Source organism: Micromonospora sp. NBC_01796 (assembly GCF_035917455.1).
Classification (GTDB): Bacteria; Actinomycetota; Actinomycetes; order Mycobacteriales; family Micromonosporaceae; genus Micromonospora_G.
The window spans coordinates 7,235,144-7,256,117 of sequence record NZ_CP109078.1 but is presented as its reverse complement, the minus strand read 5'-3'; the positions used below and the strand labels follow the sequence as shown (position 1 = coordinate 7,256,117).

Here is a 20,974-nt window from a genome sequence, read left to right as displayed (position 1 = left end):
TCCGGGACCGTGCGCGCTCCGGCCGGTGCTCACGGGCCCCTCGCGGTGGCCTCGTGATCATGCCGGCTCCTGGCACAGTCGCCGTGGCCCGCCGATGAGCGGACGTCCGGGGCTGCTGATTTGCGGTGTCACTATATCCGCCCCCTGCTGGCGGGCTGCGGGTGCCGAGGCGGGTCGTTGTCGGGTGACGAGTGACACAACCTGTAACGCATCCTAGGACGCTAGTGGAATGACCGGATCGGACCGCCCTTCACCTGACAGCGGGCCCGGGCCGGGGTGGGCGGTCCATTTGTAGGATTCGGGGGTGGAAACAACCGATCCGGTGGACATCGCCGTCGAGGCGTGGATGGCGTCCCTTGCCATGTTCTCGGTCACCCAGCCGAACGGCTTCTACCGGATGGGCGCCCACGGCACCTCCGAACTCATCACCGGTGCACCGATGTCCCTGCTGAACGGCGTGATCAGCATCAACCGGGAGCCCGACGTCGAGGAGATCGCGGCCTTCGCCACCTCCCCGAAGTTGACGCCGGTCGCCTGGAGCATCCAGACCCGCGGCGACGAGCCCATCCCGGGGATCGAACGGACCGCCACCGAACACGGGCTGACCAAGCGGACGACGTTGCCCTTCATGACCAAAGCCCTCACCACCGTCGACGCGCAGCTCCCGAAGACCGACGCACCACGGGTACGCGGGCTGACAGGCACCGACAGCGAGCTCTATCAGACGGTGATGGCGGCCGGCTACGAAGGTCCACCGGAGATCTTCGCGGTCCTCAGCTCGCCCGCCGTGCTCGACCACTCCGCGATGCGTGGGTACGTCGCCGAGGTGGACGGCGTACCGGTCGCCTCGGCGTTCGGCGTCGTGGTGGACGACCACGTGGGGGTGTTCAACATCGCCGTACCGCCGGAGCACCGGCGACGCGGCTACGGCCGGGCGGCGACCGCCGAGGTGCTGCGGGAGGCGTACTCGGCGGGAGCACGGACAGCATTCCTGCACGCCAGCCCGATGGGCGTCGGACTGTACCGGGACATGGGCTTCCGGGTGGCGGAGAACTGGACGATCCTCACCTCGTGACCCCGCTCCCCCGCTCGGCGTCGGCAGGGTGGTGCCACGGTGGTGACCCGCGCCGACGGGTCACCACCGTGCACGACGGTCATCTCGGCGAGCTGGTAGCCGGCTCGGGGGCGGCGAACGGCACCGCCGCGGCGACCGGCTCCGGCTCCCCCACCGGGTGCCGCCACAGGCCGCGCTGACGCAGGATCGGCAGCACACCCTCACCGAACCAGTACGCCTCCTCCACGTGCGGATGCCCGGAGAGGATGAACTCGGTGATGCCGAGGGCGTGGTACTCCGCGATCCGGTCGGCGATCTCGGTGTGGCTGCCGACCAGCGCCGTACCGGCGCCGCCCCGGACCAGACCCACACCGGCCCAGAGGTTGGGGGCGATCTCCAGCCCGTCCCGCGAGCCGCCGTGCAGGGCGATCATCCGGCGCTGCCCCTCGGACTCGCTGCGCGCCAACCCGGCCTGGACCGCCTTGATGTCCGCCTCCGGAATGCCGTCGAGCAGCCGCTGGGCCTGCGCCCAGGCCTGCTCGGAGGTGTCCCGGGCGATCACGTGCAACCGGATACCGAAGCGGAGTTCCCGCCCGGCCTCGGCGGCGAGGCCACGGATCCAGGCCAGCTTCTCGGCCACCTGTGCCGGCGGCTCGCCCCAGGTGAGGTAGACATCGGAGTGTGCCACCGCGACCGGGCCGGCCGCCTTCGACGACCCACCGAAGTAGATCGGTGGGACCGGGTCCGGCAGACGGCCGAGCTTCGCCTGCTCGACGCGTACGTGCGGGCCGTCGTGGGTCACCGTCTCACCGCGCCACAGCGCCCGCACCACGTGCAGGAACTCGTCCGTACGGGCGTAGCGGGCGTCCTTGTCGAGGAAGTCGCCGTACGCCCGCTGCTCGTGGCTCTCGCCGCCGGTGACCACGTTGAGCAGCAGCCGCCCGTTGGACAGGCGCTGGAAGGTGGAGGCCATCTGGGCGGCGAGCGTGGGCGAGAGCATGCCGGGGCGGAACGCGACCAGGAACTTGAGCCGCTCGGTGACCTCCGACAGCATCGCGGTGGCCAGCCAGGCGTCCTCGCACCAGGCACCGGTCGGGGTGAGGGCGCCCTCGAAGCCGAGTTGTTCCGCGGTGCGGGCGATCTGCCCGAGGTAGGCGACCGTCGCCGGCCGGGCGCCGCCGGCCGTACCCGCGGCCAGCCCGTGCCCGCCGCCGACGATGTCGCGGCTGTCGCCGTAGGTGGGTAGGAACCAGTGGAAGGTCAGGGCCATGGTGCTCTCTTTCGATCCGGGTGGGGCGTCTCGGTACGGAAGGTCCGGGCTCAGGCCGCGATCGGCAGCGCGCGGGGCGCCAGGGCGGCGGCGAAGGTGTCCACCACCGCGTGCAGCGCCGGGGCGGCCGTCGCCTCGACCACCGTCGCGCCGTCGGCCCCGGTCAGGATCAGCTGGTCCAGCAGGAAGTAACCGGGCACGATGTGCGCCGCGCCCATGGCGTTGAGCACCGGTCGCATCGCGTAGTCGATCGCCAGTACGTGGGCGAGGGTCCCGCCGGTGGCCAGCGGCAGCACCACCTTGCCGGCGAGGGCGTACTGCGGCAGCAGGTCGAGCAGTGCCTTCAGGGCGCCGCTGTAGGACGCCTTGTAGACCGGGGTGGCGACCAGCAGGCCGTCGGCGGCGGCGAGTGCGTCCGCCACCGCGACGATCGCCGGGTGGGCCGGGTCGGCGCCGAGCAGCGCGTCCGGCGGCACGTCCCGGATCGACAGGGCGCGGACCTGGTGCCCGCCGCCGGCGAGGCGCCCGGCGAGCAGTTCGACCAGCCGCTCGGTACGCGAGGTGGCCGACGGCGAACCGGAGATGGCGAGGATGGTGGGCATGCGCTCTCCTCGGGTCGTGACAGCACACCGTGCCGGTAGCGGGACGCCGGGTGGCGGCGCCGGAGGGTGGATCTTCCGCAGCTTATCTATAATTCCTATCGGTTGAGTAGACCTTTCCGCCAAGTTGATCAAGTTGGGTCGGGTGAGACGCGACACCCGGTCGGCACCCCCGTCGTGAATACCGATTTTTTCTATCGGTCGAATAGGACAAGCCACCCCGAGCGACCTCCGCCACCACTCCCAACGGGCGCCCATATCCGCAGCTCACGATGCCTTCAGCCGGGGCCACCGGTGGGCCACGCGAGCGGAAGCAGGAGCAGGCAGAGGCAAAGAGTGACCTGCGTCACAGGACATTGACGGCGTTGGGCGACCGCCCAAAGCATGGTCGCCGGCAGCCACCGCCGCGACTCCACCCACTGTGGAGCGTTCACCGTCCTCGATGCTCGGGAGTCACTCATGTCGATCGGCACGCGTACCGGCAGCCGAGGCTGGCGAAGAATCCTGGCGATCGCGCTCAGCGCGGGCCTGCTGGCCACGGTCGGCCTGGTCGCCGGCTGCGGGGACGGCGACGACGCCTCGGGCGCCGAGGCGCCACTTCGCGTGGGTTACCAGCGATTCGGGGGCCTGAGCCTGGTCAAGGCGCGCAACGCGGCGGCCGGCACCACCTGGTCGCTGTTCGAAAGCGGCCCGGCACTGACCGAGGCGTTCAAGGCCGACGCGATCGACATCGGCCAGGTGGGCGAGGCCCCGCCGATCTTCGCCGCCGCGGGGAAGATCCCCTTCAAGATCATCGGCACCTCGGCCGAGATCCCCGAGGGCGAGGCGGTACTGGTCAAGGAGGGCAGCGGGATCAACAGCTTCGCCGACCTCAAGGGCCGGACGGTCGCCCTGAACAAGGGCTCGAACGTGCACTGGCTGCTGGTACGACTACTCGAAGCCAACCAGATGACGCTCGACGACATCCAGGTCAAGTACCTCAAGCCCGCCGAGGGCCGGCCCGCCTTCGACGCCGGGCAGGTCGACGCATGGATCATCTGGGACCCGTACTTCGCCCTCGCCGAACAGCCGGGGGTGAAAATCCTGGCCAACGCGACCGGCCTGGCCGGCAACCGGGAGTACCTGCTGGTCTCCCCCGACGCGTTGAAGAACAAGCCCGAGCAGATCCGGGCCTTCCTCGAGACCTACCGCGAGGTCACCGACTGGGGCATCGCCAACCCCGCCGACCGGGCAAAGATCCTGGCCCCCGAGCTGAAGATCCCCGAGGACGTCACCACCCGCGCACTCGCCCGCAGCGCCCGCCCCCTGGCCCCGGTCACCCCGGCGATCGGTGACGAACTCCAGGCCATCGCGGACGGCTTCACCAAGCTCGAACTCATCCCGACCTCGATCGACATGCGGGACCGGGTCGACACCCGGTTCGCCGAGGTACTCGGGTGACCCGACCAACGCTGGTGCCGACCCAAGGCCCGGACGGTCCCAGCGCGGCGGGCGTACCAGCCGCGTCGGTACCGTCCGGGCCGAGGCGCCGCCGCCGCACCGGCGCCCGGTGGCGACGGGTTATCAGTCCGTTGGTGCTCGTACTGGCCTGGGAACTGGCGTCCCGCACGGGCCTGCTGGCACCGGAGAAGCTCTCCGCCCCCAGCGAGGTGCTCCGTGCCGGGTGGCGGCTGGCCGTCGACGGGATCCTCTGGACCCACCTGACCGACTCGCTCACCCGAGCGGCGATCGGGCTGGCCATCGGCGGCACCCTCGGGGTGGTGCTGGGTGCCCTGGCCGGACTGCTCCGGATCGGGGACGACCTGGTCGACCCGCCGGTGCAGATGGCCCGGATGCTCCCCCACCTCGGCCTGGTCCCGCTGCTCATCATCTGGGTCGGCATCGGCGAGTCGCTGAAGATCACCCTGGTCTGCCTCGGTGCGTTCTTCCCGATCTACTTCAACATGTACGCCGGCATCCGCGACATCGACGTACGCCTGGTCGAGGCGGCCCGGACCTGCGGGTTGAACGCGTTGCAGCGGATCCGGCACGTGATCCTGCCCGGCGCGCTGCCCGCCCTGTTCCTCGGCCTCCGGCTGGCCATCGGCGCCGCCTGGCTGAGCCTGGTCGTCGGCGAACAGGTCAACGCCCAGACCGGTATCGGCTTCCTCATGATGGAGGCGCGGGAGTTCAGCCAGACCGACGTGGTGGTGCTCGGCCTGCTCATCTACGCCCTGCTCGGCCTGCTGTCGGACGTCGCGCTGCGAATCCTGGAGAGGAGGGCGTTGACATGGCGGACCGGCGTACACGTCCAGGCGAGCTGAACGGCACCGATGACCGGGCACCGGTGGTCACCGCGACCGGGGTCCGGCGGGACTTCGACGGCACGGTGGTGCTCGACGGCGTGGACCTGCGGATCCGGCCGGGCGAGGTGGTGGCGCTGCTCGGCGGCTCCGGCTCCGGCAAGAGCACCCTGCTGCGAGCACTCGCCGGACTCGACCCCGAGGCCGGCGGCACCATCGAGGTCCGGGGCCGGCCGGCGGTCGTGTTCCAGGAACACCGGCTGCTGCCCTGGAAACGCGTCGGCGACAACGTCGCGCTCGGCCTCACCGGTCCCGACGTACGCGACCGGGTCCGGGCGGCACTGACCGAGGTCGGCCTCGCCGACCGGGACCGGGCCTGGCCGGCTCAGCTGTCCGGGGGCCAGGCGCAGCGGGTCGCGGTCGCCCGCGCCCTGGTCCGGGAACCCGAGGTGCTGCTGCTCGACGAGCCGTTCGGTGCCCTCGACGCACTCACCCGACTGCGGATGCAGGGCCTGCTCGGCCGGCTCCGGGCCGAACACGGCTTCGCCGCCCTGCTGGTCACCCACGACGTCGACGAGGCACTGCTGCTCGCCGACCGGACGCTGGTCCTGGAACACGGCCGGATCGTCGAGGACGCGGCCGTACCCCTGCCCCGTCCGCGCACGCACGACGCACCCGGCTTCGGCGGGCTGCGCCGGCACCTGCTCGACCGGCTCGGGGTGCCGGTCGCCTGAGACCGGCACCGGTCAGGAGTGGCCGGCGCCGGCCGCCCAGGTGGCGAACATCCGGGCGTACGGGCCGTCGCGGGTGAGCAGCTCCCGGTGGGAGCCGGACTCGGCGATGCCGTGGTCGTCGATCACGATGATCCGGTCCGCCCGCGCGGCCGTGGAGAGCCGGTGCGCGACCAGGATCGCCGTACGCCCCTCCAGCAGTACGTCCAGCGCCGCCTCCACCCGCAGCTCGGACTGGAGATCCAGGTTCGCGGTCGCCTCGTCGAGCAGGACCACCCGGGGCTGGGCCAGGAACGCACGGGCCAACGCGAGCAGTTGCCGCTCACCGGAGGAAACCGACTGACCACGTTCGTGCAGCGGGGTCGCCAGCCCCTGCGGCGAACGTTCGACCAGGTCCCGCAGGCCGACCGCGTCCACCGCCGCCCAGACCTCGTCGTCGGTCGCCTCGGGCCGGGCGAACGCCACGTTGTCCCGGATCGAGCCGGCGAACAGGAACGGCTCCTGCGGCACCACGCCGATCTGCCGGCGCAGCGAGGCGAGGGTGACGTCACGCAGGTCGTGCCCGTCGATCAGCACCCGGCCGGCGTCCGGGTCGTACAGCCGGGTGACCAGCTTCGCCAGGGTCGACTTGCCGGCACCGGTCGGCCCCACGCACGCCACGGTCTCCCCCGCGGCGATCCGCAGGCTGATCCCGCGCAGCACCGGCCGGGTCGGATCGTAGCCGAACGTCACGTCGTCGAACTCGATCTCACCGCCGACCGGGGGCAACGCCGCCGCGTCCGGCGCCTCGACCACGCTCGGCGGGGTCTGCAGCAGCTCCCGCAGCTTGCTCACCGCCGCCCGGCCCTGCTGGTAGCTGGTGTAGAGCTGGACGAGCTGCTGCACCGGCTGGAAGAAGGCGTTGAGGTAGAGCACGAACGCCGTCAGCTCACCGATGCTCAGCTCCCCGCGCAGCACCATCCGGCCACCGATGAACAGCAGCGCGGCCAGGCCGAGCAGGCCGATCGCCGAACTGCCCGGACCGTAGACGGCGCTGATGTGCCCGGTGAAGTCGTTGGCGTCGCGGTAACGGCCGACCACCTCCCGGTGGGCCAGGACGTTGCGCTCCTGCCGGTTGTGCGCGGTCACCACCCGTACGCCGTGCAGGCCCTCGGCGAGGTCGGAGAACATTGCCGCGACCGCGTCACGCTGCCGCCGGTAACCGCGGTCGGAGGCGACCCGGAACCAGATCGAGGCGGCGGCCAGTGGCGGCAGGACCAGCACCAGCATGATCAGGGCGAGTTCCGGGTCGTAGCCGACCAGCACCGCGACGATCACCAGCATGGTGAGCGCGTGCCCGGCGAACTGGGCCAGGCCGTCCTGGAGGAGCTGTTGCAGCGACTCGATGTCCGAGGTCATCCGGGTCATCGTGACCCCGGCCTTCTCCCGGGTGAAGTAGTCCATGGACAGCCGCTGGAGCTGGGCGAAGACGCGTACCCGCAGGTCGCGCATGGCGTACGCGGCCAGCCGGCCGGTCTGCCGGGTCCGGGCAGCCGCGGCGAGCCCGCCGAGCAGGACGGTGGCCGCGAACGCGCCGGTGGCCAGCAGCAGCACCGACGGGTCCCGGGCCACGATGCCGTGGTCGATGCCGACCTGCACCAGGTACGGGCCGGCCTGCAACAGCAGCGTCTCCAGGACCACCAGCAGGCAGGCGACGAGCAGGGTGCCCCGGTAGCGGGCGACGATGGTGGACAGGGTCAGCGGTGGCTCGTCCGGCGGCCGGGCGGTGAAGGTGTTGGACTGCGGTTCGGGCTCGGGCTCGCTCGCCTCCAGCCGGGCGACACCGGCGAGCAGCTCGTCCGGGATCCCGGCGAAGGGCAGCCCGTTGCCGTGGTTGGCCGACTTGCCGCTGCCCCGGCCGGCGCCGATCCCGCCGAGGCCACCCATCGGGCCGCCGGCCGAGCCGCCACCGGGTCCGCCGAAGCCGCCACCGAACATGCTCATCGCGACACCTCGATCGCCGGTCCCAGCCCCTGGCGCGGCGCTGTACCGGTGCCGGGCCCGTCCACGGGTGCGGTCGGGTTCCGTTCGGCGAGCACCGCCCGATAGCGGGGTTCGGTGGCGAGCAGGTGGGCGTGGCTGCCCTCGGCCACCACCCGGCCGGCCTCCATCAGGACCACCCGGTCGGCGAGCCCGATGGTGGAGAGCCGGTGCGCGACGATCACGGTGGTCCGGCCCCGCATGAGGTCGCGCAGGGCGGCGTGGATGCGGTGCTCGACGGTCACGTCGATGGCGCTGGTCGCGTCGTCGAGGACCAGCACCGGCGGGTTGACCAGCAGTGCGCGGGCGATGGCGAGGCGCTGACGCTGGCCACCGGACAGGGTGTAGCCGCGCTCCCCGACCACCGTGTCGTAGCCCTCCGGCAGGGCCCGGACGAAACCGTCCGCCCCGGCCGCGACCGCCGCCGCGACAACCTCCTCGAGGCTGGCGTCCGGGCGGCCGTAGGCGATGTTGTCCCGGATCGACACCGAGAACAGGAACGGCTCGTCCGGCACGATGCCGACCTGCTCGCGCAGCAGGTCGAGGTCGAGGTCGCGGACGTCGTGCCCGTCGATGCGGACGGCGCCGCTGTCGGCGTCGTAGTAGCGGGCCAGGAGCCGGCCGAGGGTCGACTTGCCCGACCCGGTGCGCCCCACCACCGCCACCGTCTCACCGGCGCGGACCCGCAGGTCCAGGCCGTCGAGGGCGAGCGTCCCGTTCGCGTACGTGAACCGCACGTTATCCAGGTGCAGGTCGCCGCGGAGGTCGGCGCGTACCGGGTGCGGGGGCGACACCACGTCGGAGCGGGTGTCCAGAATCTCGTAGATCCGTTGGGCGGAGGCGGCTGCCCGCTGACCCATCATGATCATCATCCCGAGCATCCGGAACGGCGGCTGGAGCATCAGGACGTAGGTGTTGAAGGCGACGATCGTGCCGACCGTGGTCCGCCCGTCGAACACCAGCCAACCACCGGCCAGCAGGACCAGCGCCAGCCCCAGCCGGGGCAGGTTCTCGATCACCGGCGACCAGCGGGAACGGATCCGGGCATCGGTCAGGTACGCCCACCGCACCCGGTCCGCCGCCGTGGCCAGGGTGTCGAGCTGCCGCCCCTCGGCCGCGAACGCCTTCACGATCCGGACCCCGTTGATGTTCTCGTCGACCACCGTCGCGAGCCCGGCCAGCCGCGCCTGGATCAGCCAGGAGACCGGGAAGATCGCCTTGCGCATGGCAACCCCGAGCAGCCCGATGATCGGCATGGTCACCATCGCGACCAGGGCCAGCGGCACGTTGATCGTGAGCATCAGCACGAACGCGATCCCGGCGATCGTGCACTGCACCAGGATCGACGGCCCGAAGGCGAGGTACATCTGCACCGCCCGGATGTCCGAGCTCGACCTCGACATCAGCTCACCGGTCTGCACCCGGTCGTAGAAGCCGAACGGCATCCGGATCAGGTGGGCGAACATGATGTTGCGCAGGTCGTACTCGATCTCGTACGCGGTGCGCAGCAGGTAGCGCCGGGCCAGGTAGGTGACCACCGTCTGACCCAGCGCCAACCCGACCACCCACCAGACGTACCGGCCCAGGTCACCGCCGCGCGCGATGATCGCGTGGTCGATGCCGAGCCGCATCACGTTGGGGATCTGCACCTGCACGACCAGGCCGACGAACGACAGCACCAGCGAGGTCAGCAGCAGCCGCTTGTGCGCCGCCACCAGCGGGAACGCCCGACGTAGCCAGGACTTGGCCGGATCCGGGTCGATCGCCGCCCGTGGTGCGCGGTAGGTCACGCCGGGCTGCCCGCCGTACTCACCCGCAGCGGGGTCGCCGGCACCGACAACTGCGCCGGGTCCCGGTAGCGGGCGCCCGGGTGCACGTCGTACAGGCGGGCCTGCCCGGCCCCGAACAGGCGCTCGCGCAGCGTCTCACCGTCGTCGTACGACTCGCGGTAGCGACCCCGGCGCCGCAGCTCCGGTACGACCAGCTCGATGAAGTCCTCGGCGGTACCCGGGGTGAGGAACTGGCGCAGGTTGATCCCGTCGATGCCGCCGGTGTCGACCCACCGCTCCAACTCGTCGGCGACCACCTTCGGGGTGCCGGCGACGAAGAACGGGCCCCGGTTGAACGAGCCGATCTGGTCGAGCACCTCACCGACGGTCTGCTCCGGCCGGTAGCGGCGACCGAGCCGCTGGTAGCCGGGGTCCTGCCGGGCGATGATGTCGCCGATCCGCTCGGCTCGCGGGTAGCGGGTCCAGTCCAGTCCGGCGCCGGCGTGCGCGAGATGACCGTCGACGCTGCGCAACCGCCGGAACTCCGCCACCTTCCGGTCCACCTCGGCGTCGGTACGCCCGACGATCACCGCCGCACCGGCGAGGAACTTGATGTGCTCCGGGTCACGCCCGTACGCCTTGGCCCGGCTGCGGGTGTCCTCGACGTTCGCCCGCACCTCGTCCAGGGTGCTGCCACCGGTGAAGACCGCCTCCGCGTGCCGGGCGGCGAACTCCTTGCCGGCATCGGAGGCGCCCGCCTGGTAGATCACCGGGGTCCGCTGCCGGGACGGCTGCGACAGGTGCGGGCCGGCGACCCGGTAGTGCTCCCCGACGTGGTTGATATAGCGGACCTTCGCTGGGTCGGTGTACACCCGGTCGGCGCGGTCCGTGATCACCGCATCATCGTCCCACGAGCCCTCCCACAGCTTGTAGAGGACGTCGAGGTACTCGTCGGCGATCGCGTACCGGCGGTCGTGCTCCACCTCGTCGGGCAGGCCGAAGTTACGGGCCGCGTTCGGCAGGTACGAGGTGACCACGTTCCACGCCACCCTCCCCTTCGTCAGGTGGTCCAGGGTGCTCATCCGGCGGGCGAACGCGAACGGCGGTTCGTAGGTGGTGGAGAAGGTGGCCGCGAACCCGAGGTTGCGGGTGACCGCCGCCATCGCCGGGATGACCAGCAGCGGATCGTTGTTCGGGATCTGCACCGCCTCGCGCAGCGCCGTCTCCGGACCGGACCGGAACCCGTCGTACGCGCCGATCACGTCGGCAAGGAAGACCGCGTCGAAGGTGCCGTACTCGAGCAGTTCGGCCAGCTCGGTCCAGAACTCGATGTCGTTGAAGCGGTGCCGGTTGTTGTCCTCGTGCACCCAGAGGCCGTGCGAGATGTGTCCGACGCAGTTCATCTCGAACAGGTTGACGTGGATCTTCTTCTTGGCGGGGTCAGCGGTCATCTTCGGTGTCCTTCGTGAGTGTGGCGAACCCCTCGCCCCGTAGCGCATCCTAGGAGGCTAGGTGATATGGCTAGGCGGATCTGGTCGGGTGCAGTCGGGGCACGGCGGCGAGGAGGGCACGGGTGTACTCGTGCTGCGGGTGCGCGAAGATCTGCGCGGTGTCACCGGCCTCGACCACCCGGCCGTCTTTCATCACCAGCACCCGGTCGCTGACGTGGTGGATGACGCCCAGGTCGTGCGAGATGAACAGGTACGACACCCCGAGCCGTTGTTGCAGGTCGGCGAGGAGGTCGAGCACCTGCGCCTGGACCGAGACGTCCAGCGCGGAGACCGGCTCGTCGCAGACGATCACCTCGGGCTCGGGGGCGAGCGCCCGCGCGATCGCCACCCGCTGCCGTTGCCCGCCGGACATCTCCAGCGGTCGCCGGCCGAGGTAACCGGCGTCCAGGCCGACCTGTTCGAGCAGTTCGACGGTCCGGTCCCGGCGCCCGGCGCCCCGCGGATGGCCGATCACCCCGAGTGCCTCACCGATCACCCGCTCGACGGTGTAGCGCGGGTCGAACGAGCTGAGCGGATCCTGGTAGATGACCTGTAGCCGGCGCCGTTCCCGGCGCCGCTCGGCGTGACCGAGGCCAACCCAGTCGCGGCCGTGCAGGCGTACCTCCCCCGCGTCGGGCTGCTCCACCCCGAGCACCATCCGGGCCGTGGTGGTCTTGCCGGAACCGGACTCGCCGACGATGCCGAGGGTCCGGCCCTGGCCGAGGGTGAAGGAGACGTCGGAGACCACGGTGCGGCGGACCCCGTCCGGCCCGAGGAACGACTTGCTCAGCCCGCGCGCCTCGACCACGTCCCCGCCGGGCGACCGGCCGGGCGACCCGCCGGGCGCCGACGCACCGGTGACGGTCTGGCCCGCGGCGGGCTCGGGGGCGACCCGTCCGGCGGAGAGCCGGGTGCCCTTCGGACGGGTGCCGGGCACGGCGGCCAGCAGCGCCCGGGTGTAGTCGTGGCGGGGATCGCCGAGGACCTGCGCGGTCGGCCCCTGCTCGACGATCACACCGTCGCGCATCACCGCGATCCGGTCGGCGAGCCGGGCCACCACCGCCAGGTCGTGGCTGACCACCAGCATGCCGCCCTCGCTCGTCTTCAACGTCTCCAGCAGGGCCAGCACCTGAGCCTGCACGGTGGCGTCCAGGGCGGTGGTCGGCTCGTCGGCGATCAGCAGCCGCGGCGCGCAGGCAATCGCGGAGGCGATCAACGCCCGCTGCCGCAGCCCGCCGGAGAGCTGGTACGGATACTGCCGGGCCCGCACCTCCGGCTCCGGTACGCCGACCGAGGCGAGCAGTTCGACCACCCGCCGCTGCCGAGCCGTACGGGTGAGCCGGGTGTGCAGGGCCAGCGGTTCGGCGACCTCCCGCCCGATCGGGCGGAGCCCGTCCAGCGAGGAGAGCGCGTCCTGGAGCACGAACCCGATCCGCGCTCCCCGGATCCGACGCCATCGCCGCTGGGAGAGCCGGGTCAGGTCCTCACCCTCGAAGTCGAGCCGGTCGACGCGTACCCGGGCGCCGGTGCCGGTCAGGCCGACCAGGCTGCGCGAGGTGACGCTCTTGCCGGAACCGGACTCCCCCACCAGGGCCAGGCACTCGCCCCGGCCGATGGTGAAGGAGATCCCGTCGACCACGGTCACCCCGTCGAAGTCGACCCGGAGGTTCTCCACGGTGAGCAGTGGGTCGGCCATCAGGAGGCCCTCCCCTCGGAGCGGCGCCGCAGGTCCCGGCCGACCACCGTCACCGAGAGCACGGTCAGGGTGATGGCCAGACCGGGTACGGCGAGCATGAACCAGTCGTTGGAGATGTACTGGATGCCGGTGGAGAGCATGCTGCCCCACTCGGCCGCCGGTGGCGGGGTGCCGAGGCCGAGGAAGCTCAGCGACGCCCCGTTGGCGATCGCGTCGCCGATCCGGATCGTGGCCAGCACCACCAGCGGCTTGAGCGCGTTCGGCAGCACGTGCCGGGCGATCACCGCCGAGCGGCTCAGGCCGAGGGTGGTGGCCGCCTCGACGTACGTGGCCCGGCGGACGACGTGTACCTGGGCGCGGACGATCCGGGCGTAGTACGGAACGCTGGCGAAGGCCACCGCGAACAGCACGTTGGTGGTGCCGGTACCGACCAGGGTGATCACGACCAGGGCCAGCAGCAGGTCCGGCACCGCCAACGCGACGTCGACCAGCCGCATCAGGGTGCCCTCGACGAACCGGCCGCCGATGCCGGCGAGCAGGCCGAGCAGGGTGCCGCCGGTGACCGCGAGCGCGGTCGCCCCGAGCCCGAGGATGAGGGTGGGGCGGGCGCCGTGGATGATCCGGCTGAGCACGTCGCGACCGGTCTGGTCGGTGCCGAGCAGGTGCCCCGGACCGGGCGGCAGGAACGCGCCGTCCGGGCTGAGCACCAGCGGATCCTGCGGCGCCAGCCAGTCCGGCACCAGCGCCGCGACCACCAGCAGGACGAGGAAGACCGCCGCGAGGGCGACACCGGGACGGACCGACCGGCGCCGGGACCGCCGCCGCCGGGCGGTCGGGGTGGTCGCCGACGGCAGCGCCGCCACGGGTACGTCGAGCGCCGTCACGCCGTCACCACCCTCGGGTCGACCAGGCCGTAGACGATGTCGACGACCAGGTTCACCACCACGTAGACGGCGGCGGCGAAGAGCACCACCCCGAGCACCAGCGGAATGTCCTTGGTGGTGACGGCGGTCAGCATGAGCTGCCCGACGCCCCGGCGGACGAACAGGGTCTCGGTGATCACCGCGCCGCCGAGCAGGGTGCCGATCATGTAGCCGGACATGGTGACGATCTGGATCAGCGCGTGCCGCAGGGCGTGCCGTACGCGTACCGCCGTGTCGCGCATGCCGCGGGTGCGGGCGGTGAGGATGAACGGCTGCTCCAGGACGTCCTCGAGTTCGGCGCGCAGCACCTGGCCGAGCACCGCGGCGATCGGCAGGGCCAGGGTGACCGCGGGCAGGACCAGGGCGGAGAAGCCGTCGTTGCCGGAGACCGGGAACCACCCGGTCCGGAACGAGAAGACGATCAGGAGCAGCAGGCCGAGGACGAACGTCGGGAAGGAGGCGATCACCACCTCGACACCGGAGGCGGTCGACCGTACCCAGCGACGGCGGCCGGCGGTGAGGACCGCCACGGTGACCGCCAGGACCAGGGCCAGCAGCGCGGCGCTGAGCGCCAGGGCGACGGTGGGGCCGAGTTGCTCCCCGATCGCCCGGGTGACCGAGATCCGCTGCTGGTACGACTCACCGAGATCACCGGTGAGCAGGTTGCCGAGGTAGTTCAGGTACTGCCGGTGCAGCGGCAGGTCCAGCCCGTAGTCCTGGCGTACCCGTTCCAGGACGGCCTGGGTGGGGTTGGCGCCGTCACCGGCGACGGTCGCCAGCGCGGCGTCGCCGGCGGTCGCGTGCAGGGCGAGGAAGGACAGCGTCGCCGCCCCCCAGAGCACCCCGACCCCGGCGAGCACCCGGGCGCCGATCCGTCTGACCTGCGCGCGGGCCCGTTCCGCCCGGGCCGCCACTACTTCTCCAGCCAGGCGTAGGTGAACAGGGGGGTGCCGTGCGAGGTGTCGACCGAGACGTTGTGCAGTTTCCGGCTGAACGCCCAGAGGACCGAGTTGTCGTAGACCGGGATACCGGGTACGAGTTGCGCGAGGCGACCCTGGACCTGGCTGTAGAGCTTCTGCTGGGTGGCCTGGTCGGTGGTCTGCCGGGCCTGGTCCAGCCACTGGTCGACCTGCGGGTCGGACAGGTGCGAGGTGTTCTGGCCCAGGCGCTTGGAGTTCGGGATGCTGAAGCTGGCGTACTTGATGTAGAGCACGTCCGGGGTGTTGGTGTGCCAGACGCCGTACGTGAGGTCGTAGTCACCGGCGTAGCGCAGGGTGGTGACCTGGGTCGACGGCAGGAGTTGGATGTTCACCCGGATGCCGACGGACTTCACCTGGGCCTGGATCAGGTCGAAGATCGGGCTGACCGTACCGGCCTGGCTGACCGGCCACTGCACGACGAGTTCCCTGCCGTCCCTGGTCCGGTAGCCGTCGCCGTTGCGGGAGGTCCACCCGGCCTGGTCGAGCAACTGGTTGGCCAGCTTCGGGTCGAAGCCGGGCAGCTTGACGGCCGGGTCGTAGTACTTGGTGACCCGGTCGACGTAGCTGGTCGACTGCTGCCGTTCGCCGAAGCCGAGGGTCTGCACGATCGCCGGCACGTTGACCGCCGCCGCGAACGCCCGGCGTACGTCGAGGTTGTCGAACGGGGCGCGGGAGGTGTTGAACTCCACCGTGTACGGCAGCCCGATCCGGTTGACGTTGGCGTACACGAAGTTGGGGTTGTTCTTCAGTGCGGCGGCGTTCTGCGCCGGGACGTAGCCGGTGGCCTCGTACTGCCCGCCGGTGAGGGAGTTGAACCGGACCGCGTCCTGGCCGACCCAGGACACCTCGATGCCGTCGAGCTTCGCCTCGCCGGTCTGCTTGAGCTGCGGCGGCGCCCAGTTGTAGCCGGGGCGCCTGACGAACGTCACGCCCTGGTTCTTGGTGTAGCCGGTGAGCACGAACGGGCCGGAGCCGATCGGCTTCTCGCAGAGCTGCGCCGGGGTGGTCTCGTTGATCGCCTTCGGCGAGAGCAGGCCGAGCCAGCCCTGGGCGAGGACGTCCAGGAACGGGCTGTACGGAACGCTCAGGTGCACCTCGATGGTGTAAGGATCGATGATCCTACTGTCCTTGTACGGGGCGATGTACGGTCCGGCCAGCGGTGAGCGGGTGGTCGGGTCGAGCATGTGCTCGAAGTTCACCCGGACCGCCTCGGCGTCGAACGGGGTCCCGTCGCTGAACGTCACACCCTGGCGCAGCTTGAAGGTGTAGGTCCGGCCGTCCGGCGAGATCTGCCACGACTCGGCCAGGTACGGGCCGGGCTGCCCCTGCTCGTCCAGGTAGATCAGGTTGTCGGTGAGGATGTGGCCGAAGATCTGCTCCACGTCGGAGGAGATGGCGTGCGGGTCCAGGCAGAGCGGGTCGGTGTTCATCGACAGTCGCAGCGTCCCGCCGGAGACCGGGGTCCCCTCGGCGTTGAGCGCGGCACCTCTGGCCGGCTCGTTGGCCGTGCCCGGCCCGGCGGTCGCACCACCGCCCGCCCCGCACCCGGCGAGCAGGGCGAGTACGGCCACACCGGCCAGGCTTTGCATCTTGCGTCGTACGCGCACGGAGGCTCCTTGGCTGTTCACTGGGGGTTGTCCGATCAGGAGTACGCCGTCGGCGTGACGACGGTGTCGTTGAGGAAGAAGTCGCCGAGTTCGCGCTGCTTGTAGGCGACCGGGTCGTGCAGGGTGTGCGTGCGCACGTCGCGCCAGAACCGGTCCAGCCCGACCGACCGGGCGGTGGATCGGGCGCCGGTGAGGTCGAAGACCCGCGCGGTGGCGTCCAGTGCCACCCGGGTCGAGACGATCTTGCCGGCGGAGATCAGGGCGGCCACCTCGCCGCGTTCCCGCGCGGTCAGGTCCCCGCCCCTGGCGTGGGCCCACTCGATCGCCGTCACCGCCTGGTCCACCAGGGCCGATGCGGCCTGCAGCCGGGCCACCAGTTCGCCGTAGGTGGCCAGCACGTAGGGGTCCTCGGTGGCGCTGTCCAGCCCGCTGTTGGTCCAGGCCCGACTCCGGGTACGGGTGTAGTCGCGGGCCGCCAGCAGGGCGCCCTCGGCCACCCCGAGGTAGAGGTTCTGGAACAGCACCTGGTTGGACGGGATGGTCAGGGTCTGGTGCGGGGGCAGTTCGACGCCCGTGGGCGGCAGGGTGCCCACCACGTCCCGGGCGGTGATCGGCACGTCCCGGAACTCGACGCTGCCGCTGGCCGAGAGGCGCTGACCCAGGCTATCCCAGTCGTCCGGCCGGACCACCCCCGGCCACCGTGGATCCACCACGATCCGCAGCCGCTCGCCGGTTTCGGCGTGCGTGGCGAAGGCGGCGATCCGGTCCGCCACCCGGGCTCCGGTGGCGAAGGTCTTGCGACCGTTGAGCCAGTAGCCGGACCCGTCCGGGCGGACCTCCAGGTCGGCGTCGAGCGGAGTCCCGGTGCCGCCCCAGAACCAGCCGTGCGTGACGGTTTCGCGCTCCAGCCGCTCGGTCACCTCCGGATCGTCGGCGAGCGGGCGCCGACCGAACTTCCAGTAGTGGTAGCCGAGCAACTGGGCGATCGAGCCGTCCGCGCGGGCAAGTTCCCGGACCACCGCGTACGCCGTCGGCCAGCCCTGCCCGCCGCCGCCCCGGTCGGCGGCGATCAGCAGGGTCAGCAGTCCGGCCTCGCGCAGCAGCTTGACCTCGGTGAACGGTGGCTGGTTGGCGTGGTCGCGGGCGTTGGCGTCGGTGGCGAGTTCGGTGGCGACGCGACGGGTGATCCGGAGCCAGTGTCGCGCCGGGTCGTCGTCGGACGGTCGGGGGCCGGCGAGCGGGCCGGCGCCGGAGGGTGGGGCGATGGGCAGCAGACTTGGCACGGTCGGTCCTTTCGAGGATCGATCGCGGCGGGGCGGTACGGCTTCCGCGCGGGCGGCAACCGCCGGTGGCACCCGGCGGTTCGATCGGGAATCCCGGACACGGTGGCCCGCGTCGTCGCGGTGCACCGGATACGGCGGCGGTGGTGCGCGTGCGCGACGCTGCGGCACGCCGGCACCGCCAGGCGGGGAAGGTTCGGGAGCGAGGGTGACCGCGACGCCGTCCGAACGGGACGGCCGGGCGGGCCGATCAACCGGGATGGGACGGGGGCCGGGGTGTCGGCCACGTCGCCAGCGGCGTCAACAGCTGCTGCTGCAGACCCGCTGGTAGTCGACGAAGCGGCGCCGGACCAGGCGGATGCTCCGATTCATGGCGCCGAAGGTAGCCGGCCGACGAGCACAAGGTCTAGATCATTGTGACCTGGCTCACCTATTTTCCCAGTATGTTCTACGGGATTAATAGGAATTGGGCCCGCCCTCGATGTCGCCGCGACGGGGTGGTCGGTCAGTGCAGCGCGATGCCGCCGTGGAAGGCGTCCGGCACCTCGACCGGTCCGCCCTCGGGACGCCACCGAGCCACCGGGACGATCCCGTCGGAGGTGGGCTGCCACTTCCCGAGCAGGGCCGGGAGGGTGGCGGGGTCGCGCATGTGGAAGCCCTCCCCCATCATCGCCAACGCCTCCGGATAGCCGGTCAGTTCCTCCCCGTCGAAGTCGAACGCCAGCATGCTGCCCGGCGCGACGGCACGGTGAAGCTGGTCGAGCGTACGGGCCAGGGTCGGGTCGTCGAGGAAGGCGGCCAGCCCGAGGAAGACCACCCCGATCGGCTCCCGCCCCCAGCCCGGCAGGAACCGCGCCAGCGCCTCCGGATCGATGCCGGCGGGATCGGTCGCGTCGCCGAAGGCGTAACCGGCGCGGTCGTGCCCGGCCAGGACCTCCTGCCCGAGGGCGATGGTGACCGGATCGATGTCGGTGTAGAGGACGTGTGCGTCGGCGGCCACCTCGTGCACGTTGCCCCGGGTGGGCACACCGGCGCCGAAGACCAGGAAGTTCTCGATCCCCTGGCCGGCCACGTACGCCACGGAGCGGCCGAGGAAGGCCCGCAGCGAGCGGAAGATCTCCGCGCAGGGGCCGTACGCGCCCTCGAACGCGGACGCGGCGGCAACGTCGATCGGATAGTGGTGCCGGCCGCCGAGCCAGTAGTCGATCATGCGGGCGGTACTCGGGGCGACGGGTGTCTCGGTCATCGCGGAGTCCTCTGCTGCTGCTCTCGATCGGTCGACGGCTCAGCGTACAGAGTGGACCACGGGGTCGCCGGGTGGCGCGGCGCCGGTTGTCGTACCGGTGTGGTGGACTGCGGACGGGAAACGAAACGGCGGGTGGACGGGGGCAACGGTGCTGTTGCGGAATGTGCGGTTGGGCGACGTCGAGGCCTACGTCCGGATGCGCTGCGATCCGGTGATGATGGACGAGCTCGGCGGCCCGCTGCCGCGTACGGGCATCGAGGCGAAGGTCGCGCGCGACGTCGAGCGGGCCGCGGCGGACAGCGACTGGATCAAGATGATCGTGCCCGACGAGACCAACCCGGACCAGGTCGCCGGCACGGTGACGCTGTGGTCGCACGAGACCGACGGCGAGGTCGCGTCCGAGATCGGCTGGATGGTGCTGCCCGAGTTCCAGGGCCGAGGGCTCGCCAAGTGGGCCACCCGCGAGGTGCTCGAGCGCGCCCGCGACGATCGGCGCTGGGGGCTCGTGCACGCCTACCCCGCGGTCACCAACGGACCGTCGAACGGCATCTGCCGCTCCCTCGGCTTCACCCTGGCCGGGGAGGAGGAGGTTTCCTTCGCCGGCCGGATCCTCCGGTCCCACCACTGGGTGATCGACCCCGCCACCGACCTGGCCTGAGCGGAACGGCCGGCACGGCGCACCCTAGAGCTGGCCGTCGAGCATCTTGCCCTCCTCGGAGCTGACGAGTTCGTCGATCAGCTCGAAGAACGCCTGGATGTAGGGCAGGTTCCCGCCCTTGGCGCGGGACGCGGCAAGATCCTCGGGCGACCGCCAGAACACGATGTCGACCCACTCGTCGTCGGGCAACTGCACCAGCCGGGCGTCGAGAAACCCCACCCGGTCGGCCTCGAAGTCGCGCAACATCGCCGGCCGCGCGGCAAGCAGCTCCTCGGCTCGCCGCGATGCCACCCGGAACCGGGTGAGTTCTACGGTAACCATCGTCGCCCCCATGGTGATCGCGGTGGTCGGGCCGCGAACAAAGGCAGATTATCGGCAGCTTCCCGGTGGAACCGGGTTTCGGCGTACGCCGAAAGGGTTGACCCCCACCGACCCGCGAACCCAGGGTATGGGCCAACGGGGACGGGGAGGGGAACTGTCGTGCGACGGATCATGCTCTGGGTGACGGCGTTGTGCCTCCTGTTCGGCCTCGCGTCCTGCGACACCGGGGAGCCGTCGGCACCCCCGGTCGCCTCCTCCCCCGCCGTACAACCCGCACCCGGCAAACACCGGTTGACGCTCGACCACGACGGGGTCACCCGCAGGTACCGGGTGCACGCGCCCACGGGTTACGACCGGGCAACCCCCGTCCCGCTGGTGATCGCTCTGCACCCGTATCCCGGGGAGGGGCTGGGCCTGAGTCAGATGATCGGCCTGGACGACAAGGCCGAACGGGAGAACTTCCTGGTCGCGTACCCGGACGGGGTCAACGGCGGGTTCAACGCCCTGGTCTGCTGCGGCAGCGCCGACGACGTGGGTTTCCTCAGGGCCCTCACCGAACACCTCGTCGATGCCTGGGGGGTGGATCCGGACCGGGTGTACCTCACCGGCATCTCCAACGGCGGCGACCTGAGCTTCCGGGCCGCGGTCGAGGCGACCGGCGTGTTCGCCGCGATCGGCGCGGTCAGCGGCGGGTACATCGGGGCGTCCGCCGCGAAGACCGACTACGTCCCGCGCAGCCCGGTCTCGGTGATCACCTTCATCGGTGGCCAGGACCGCTACGCCGAACGGTTCCGGACCGGGGTCGCCGCGTGGCGGGAGCGGCTGCGCTGCGTACCGGCGACACCCCCGCCCGCACCGGTGGCCGAGGCGATCACCCTGACCCGCACCCGGTGCGCCGACGGCAGCGACGTCGACGTGTACGTGCTCGACCGGATGGGCCACTCCTGGCCCGGTGCGAAGACCGGCTCGATCGCGGCACCGGAGGCGGGACTGGTCGCGACCGACCTCCTCTGGGAGTTCTTCGCCGCCCATCCCCGGCTGTCGTGACC

18 protein-coding genes are annotated in these 20,974 nt (G+C 71.3%); 6 read left to right on the top strand and 12 right to left on the bottom strand.

Annotated features, from left to right (window positions below; translation table 11 throughout):
* The first annotated feature begins 304 nt into the window (after positions 1–304).
* A complete protein-coding gene (locus OIE47_RS32305) occupies positions 305–1,075 on the top strand; it encodes a GNAT family N-acetyltransferase (RefSeq protein ID WP_326558320.1) in 771 nt (256 codons plus the stop codon).
* A gap of 79 nt (positions 1,076–1,154) precedes the next feature.
* Here OIE47_RS32305 and OIE47_RS32300 read toward each other — a convergent pair whose 3' ends face one another.
* Both OIE47_RS32300 and ssuE read right to left on the bottom strand, forming a co-directional pair.
* Complete coding sequence (locus tag OIE47_RS32300; RefSeq protein ID WP_326558319.1) at positions 1,155–2,324, bottom strand: LLM class flavin-dependent oxidoreductase; 1,170 nt, start codon at positions 2,322–2,324, stop codon at positions 1,155–1,157.
* Positions 2,325–2,374: 50 nt separating this feature from the next.
* Complete coding sequence (gene ssuE / locus OIE47_RS32295) at positions 2,375–2,926, bottom strand: NADPH-dependent FMN reductase (protein WP_326558318.1); 552 nt, start codon at positions 2,924–2,926, stop codon at positions 2,375–2,377.
* Between the two features lie 456 nt (positions 2,927–3,382).
* On the opposite strand from ssuE, the gene OIE47_RS32290 reads away from it, so the two are divergent.
* Genes OIE47_RS32290 through OIE47_RS32280 form a run of 3 tightly spaced genes read left to right on the top strand, consistent with a single transcriptional unit; the run spans position 3,383 to position 5,939 of the window.
* Positions 3,383–4,363: an aliphatic sulfonate ABC transporter substrate-binding protein gene (locus tag OIE47_RS32290; protein WP_326558317.1), complete on the top strand. Its 981-nt coding sequence runs from the start codon at positions 3,383–3,385 to the stop codon at positions 4,361–4,363.
* Positions 4,360–5,226, top strand: coding sequence for an ABC transporter permease subunit (locus tag OIE47_RS32285; protein WP_326558316.1), 867 nt, complete (start codon positions 4,360–4,362; stop codon positions 5,224–5,226). Before OIE47_RS32290 ends, OIE47_RS32285 begins: the two co-directional genes overlap by 4 nt.
* Positions 5,193–5,939, top strand: coding sequence for an ABC transporter ATP-binding protein (locus OIE47_RS32280; protein ID WP_326558315.1), 747 nt, complete (start codon positions 5,193–5,195; stop codon positions 5,937–5,939). Before OIE47_RS32285 ends, OIE47_RS32280 begins: the two co-directional genes overlap by 34 nt.
* Before the next feature lie 12 nt (positions 5,940–5,951).
* Here the strand turns inward: OIE47_RS32280 and OIE47_RS32275 are convergent, their stop codons facing one another.
* From OIE47_RS32275 to OIE47_RS32235, 9 genes are all read right to left on the bottom strand, one after another.
* Complete coding sequence (locus tag OIE47_RS32275) at positions 5,952–7,919, bottom strand: ABC transporter ATP-binding protein (protein WP_326558314.1); 1,968 nt, start codon at positions 7,917–7,919, stop codon at positions 5,952–5,954.
* A complete protein-coding gene (locus OIE47_RS32270; RefSeq protein WP_326558313.1) occupies positions 7,916–9,745 on the bottom strand; it encodes an ABC transporter ATP-binding protein in 1,830 nt (609 codons plus the stop codon). Before OIE47_RS32270 ends, OIE47_RS32275 begins: the two co-directional genes overlap by 4 nt.
* On the bottom strand, positions 9,742–11,175 hold the full coding sequence (locus OIE47_RS32265) for an LLM class flavin-dependent oxidoreductase (RefSeq protein ID WP_326558312.1): 1,434 nt from the start codon (positions 11,173–11,175) through the stop codon (positions 9,742–9,744). The genes OIE47_RS32270 and OIE47_RS32265 overlap by 4 nt, the downstream gene beginning before the upstream one ends.
* 70 nt (positions 11,176–11,245) lie before the next feature.
* Positions 11,246–12,910: an ABC transporter ATP-binding protein gene (locus OIE47_RS32260; RefSeq protein WP_326558311.1), complete on the bottom strand. Its 1,665-nt coding sequence runs from the start codon at positions 12,908–12,910 to the stop codon at positions 11,246–11,248.
* Positions 12,910–13,794 carry an ABC transporter permease gene (locus OIE47_RS32255; RefSeq protein ID WP_326558310.1) on the bottom strand — a complete coding sequence of 295 codons (885 nt, stop codon included), beginning with the start codon at positions 13,792–13,794 and terminating at the stop codon, positions 12,910–12,912. Before OIE47_RS32255 ends, OIE47_RS32260 begins: the two co-directional genes overlap by 1 nt.
* Positions 13,791–14,747 carry an ABC transporter permease gene (locus tag OIE47_RS32250; RefSeq protein WP_326558309.1) on the bottom strand — a complete coding sequence of 319 codons (957 nt, stop codon included), beginning with the start codon at positions 14,745–14,747 and terminating at the stop codon, positions 13,791–13,793. Before OIE47_RS32250 ends, OIE47_RS32255 begins: the two co-directional genes overlap by 4 nt.
* A complete protein-coding gene (locus OIE47_RS32245) occupies positions 14,747–16,420 on the bottom strand; it encodes an ABC transporter substrate-binding protein (RefSeq protein ID WP_326558308.1) in 1,674 nt (557 codons plus the stop codon). Before OIE47_RS32245 ends, OIE47_RS32250 begins: the two co-directional genes overlap by 1 nt.
* 35 nt (positions 16,421–16,455) lie before the next feature.
* Positions 16,456–17,703 (bottom strand): acyl-CoA dehydrogenase family protein, encoded by a 1,248-nt coding sequence (locus tag OIE47_RS32240; RefSeq protein ID WP_326558307.1) that lies wholly within the window; start codon positions 17,701–17,703, stop codon positions 16,456–16,458.
* A gap of 502 nt (positions 17,704–18,205) precedes the next feature.
* Positions 18,206–18,946 carry an SAM-dependent methyltransferase gene (locus OIE47_RS32235; RefSeq protein WP_326558306.1) on the bottom strand — a complete coding sequence of 247 codons (741 nt, stop codon included), beginning with the start codon at positions 18,944–18,946 and terminating at the stop codon, positions 18,206–18,208.
* Between OIE47_RS32235 and OIE47_RS32230 the strand changes: the two genes are divergently transcribed.
* Positions 18,909–19,604, top strand: coding sequence for a GNAT family N-acetyltransferase (locus tag OIE47_RS32230; protein ID WP_326558305.1), 696 nt, complete (start codon positions 18,909–18,911; stop codon positions 19,602–19,604). The two genes, OIE47_RS32235 and OIE47_RS32230, sit on opposite strands and share 38 nt — an antisense overlap.
* Before the next feature lie 24 nt (positions 19,605–19,628).
* Here the strand turns inward: OIE47_RS32230 and OIE47_RS32225 are convergent, their stop codons facing one another.
* On the bottom strand, positions 19,629–19,925 hold the full coding sequence (locus OIE47_RS32225) for a hypothetical protein (protein WP_326558304.1): 297 nt from the start codon (positions 19,923–19,925) through the stop codon (positions 19,629–19,631).
* A 159-nt stretch (positions 19,926–20,084) separates the two neighbouring features.
* Here OIE47_RS32225 and OIE47_RS32220 point away from each other — a divergent pair, with 159 nt between their 5' ends.
* Positions 20,085–20,972: an alpha/beta hydrolase family esterase gene (locus OIE47_RS32220; protein WP_326558303.1), complete on the top strand. Its 888-nt coding sequence runs from the start codon at positions 20,085–20,087 to the stop codon at positions 20,970–20,972.
* Positions 20,973–20,974: the final 2 nt, after the last annotated feature.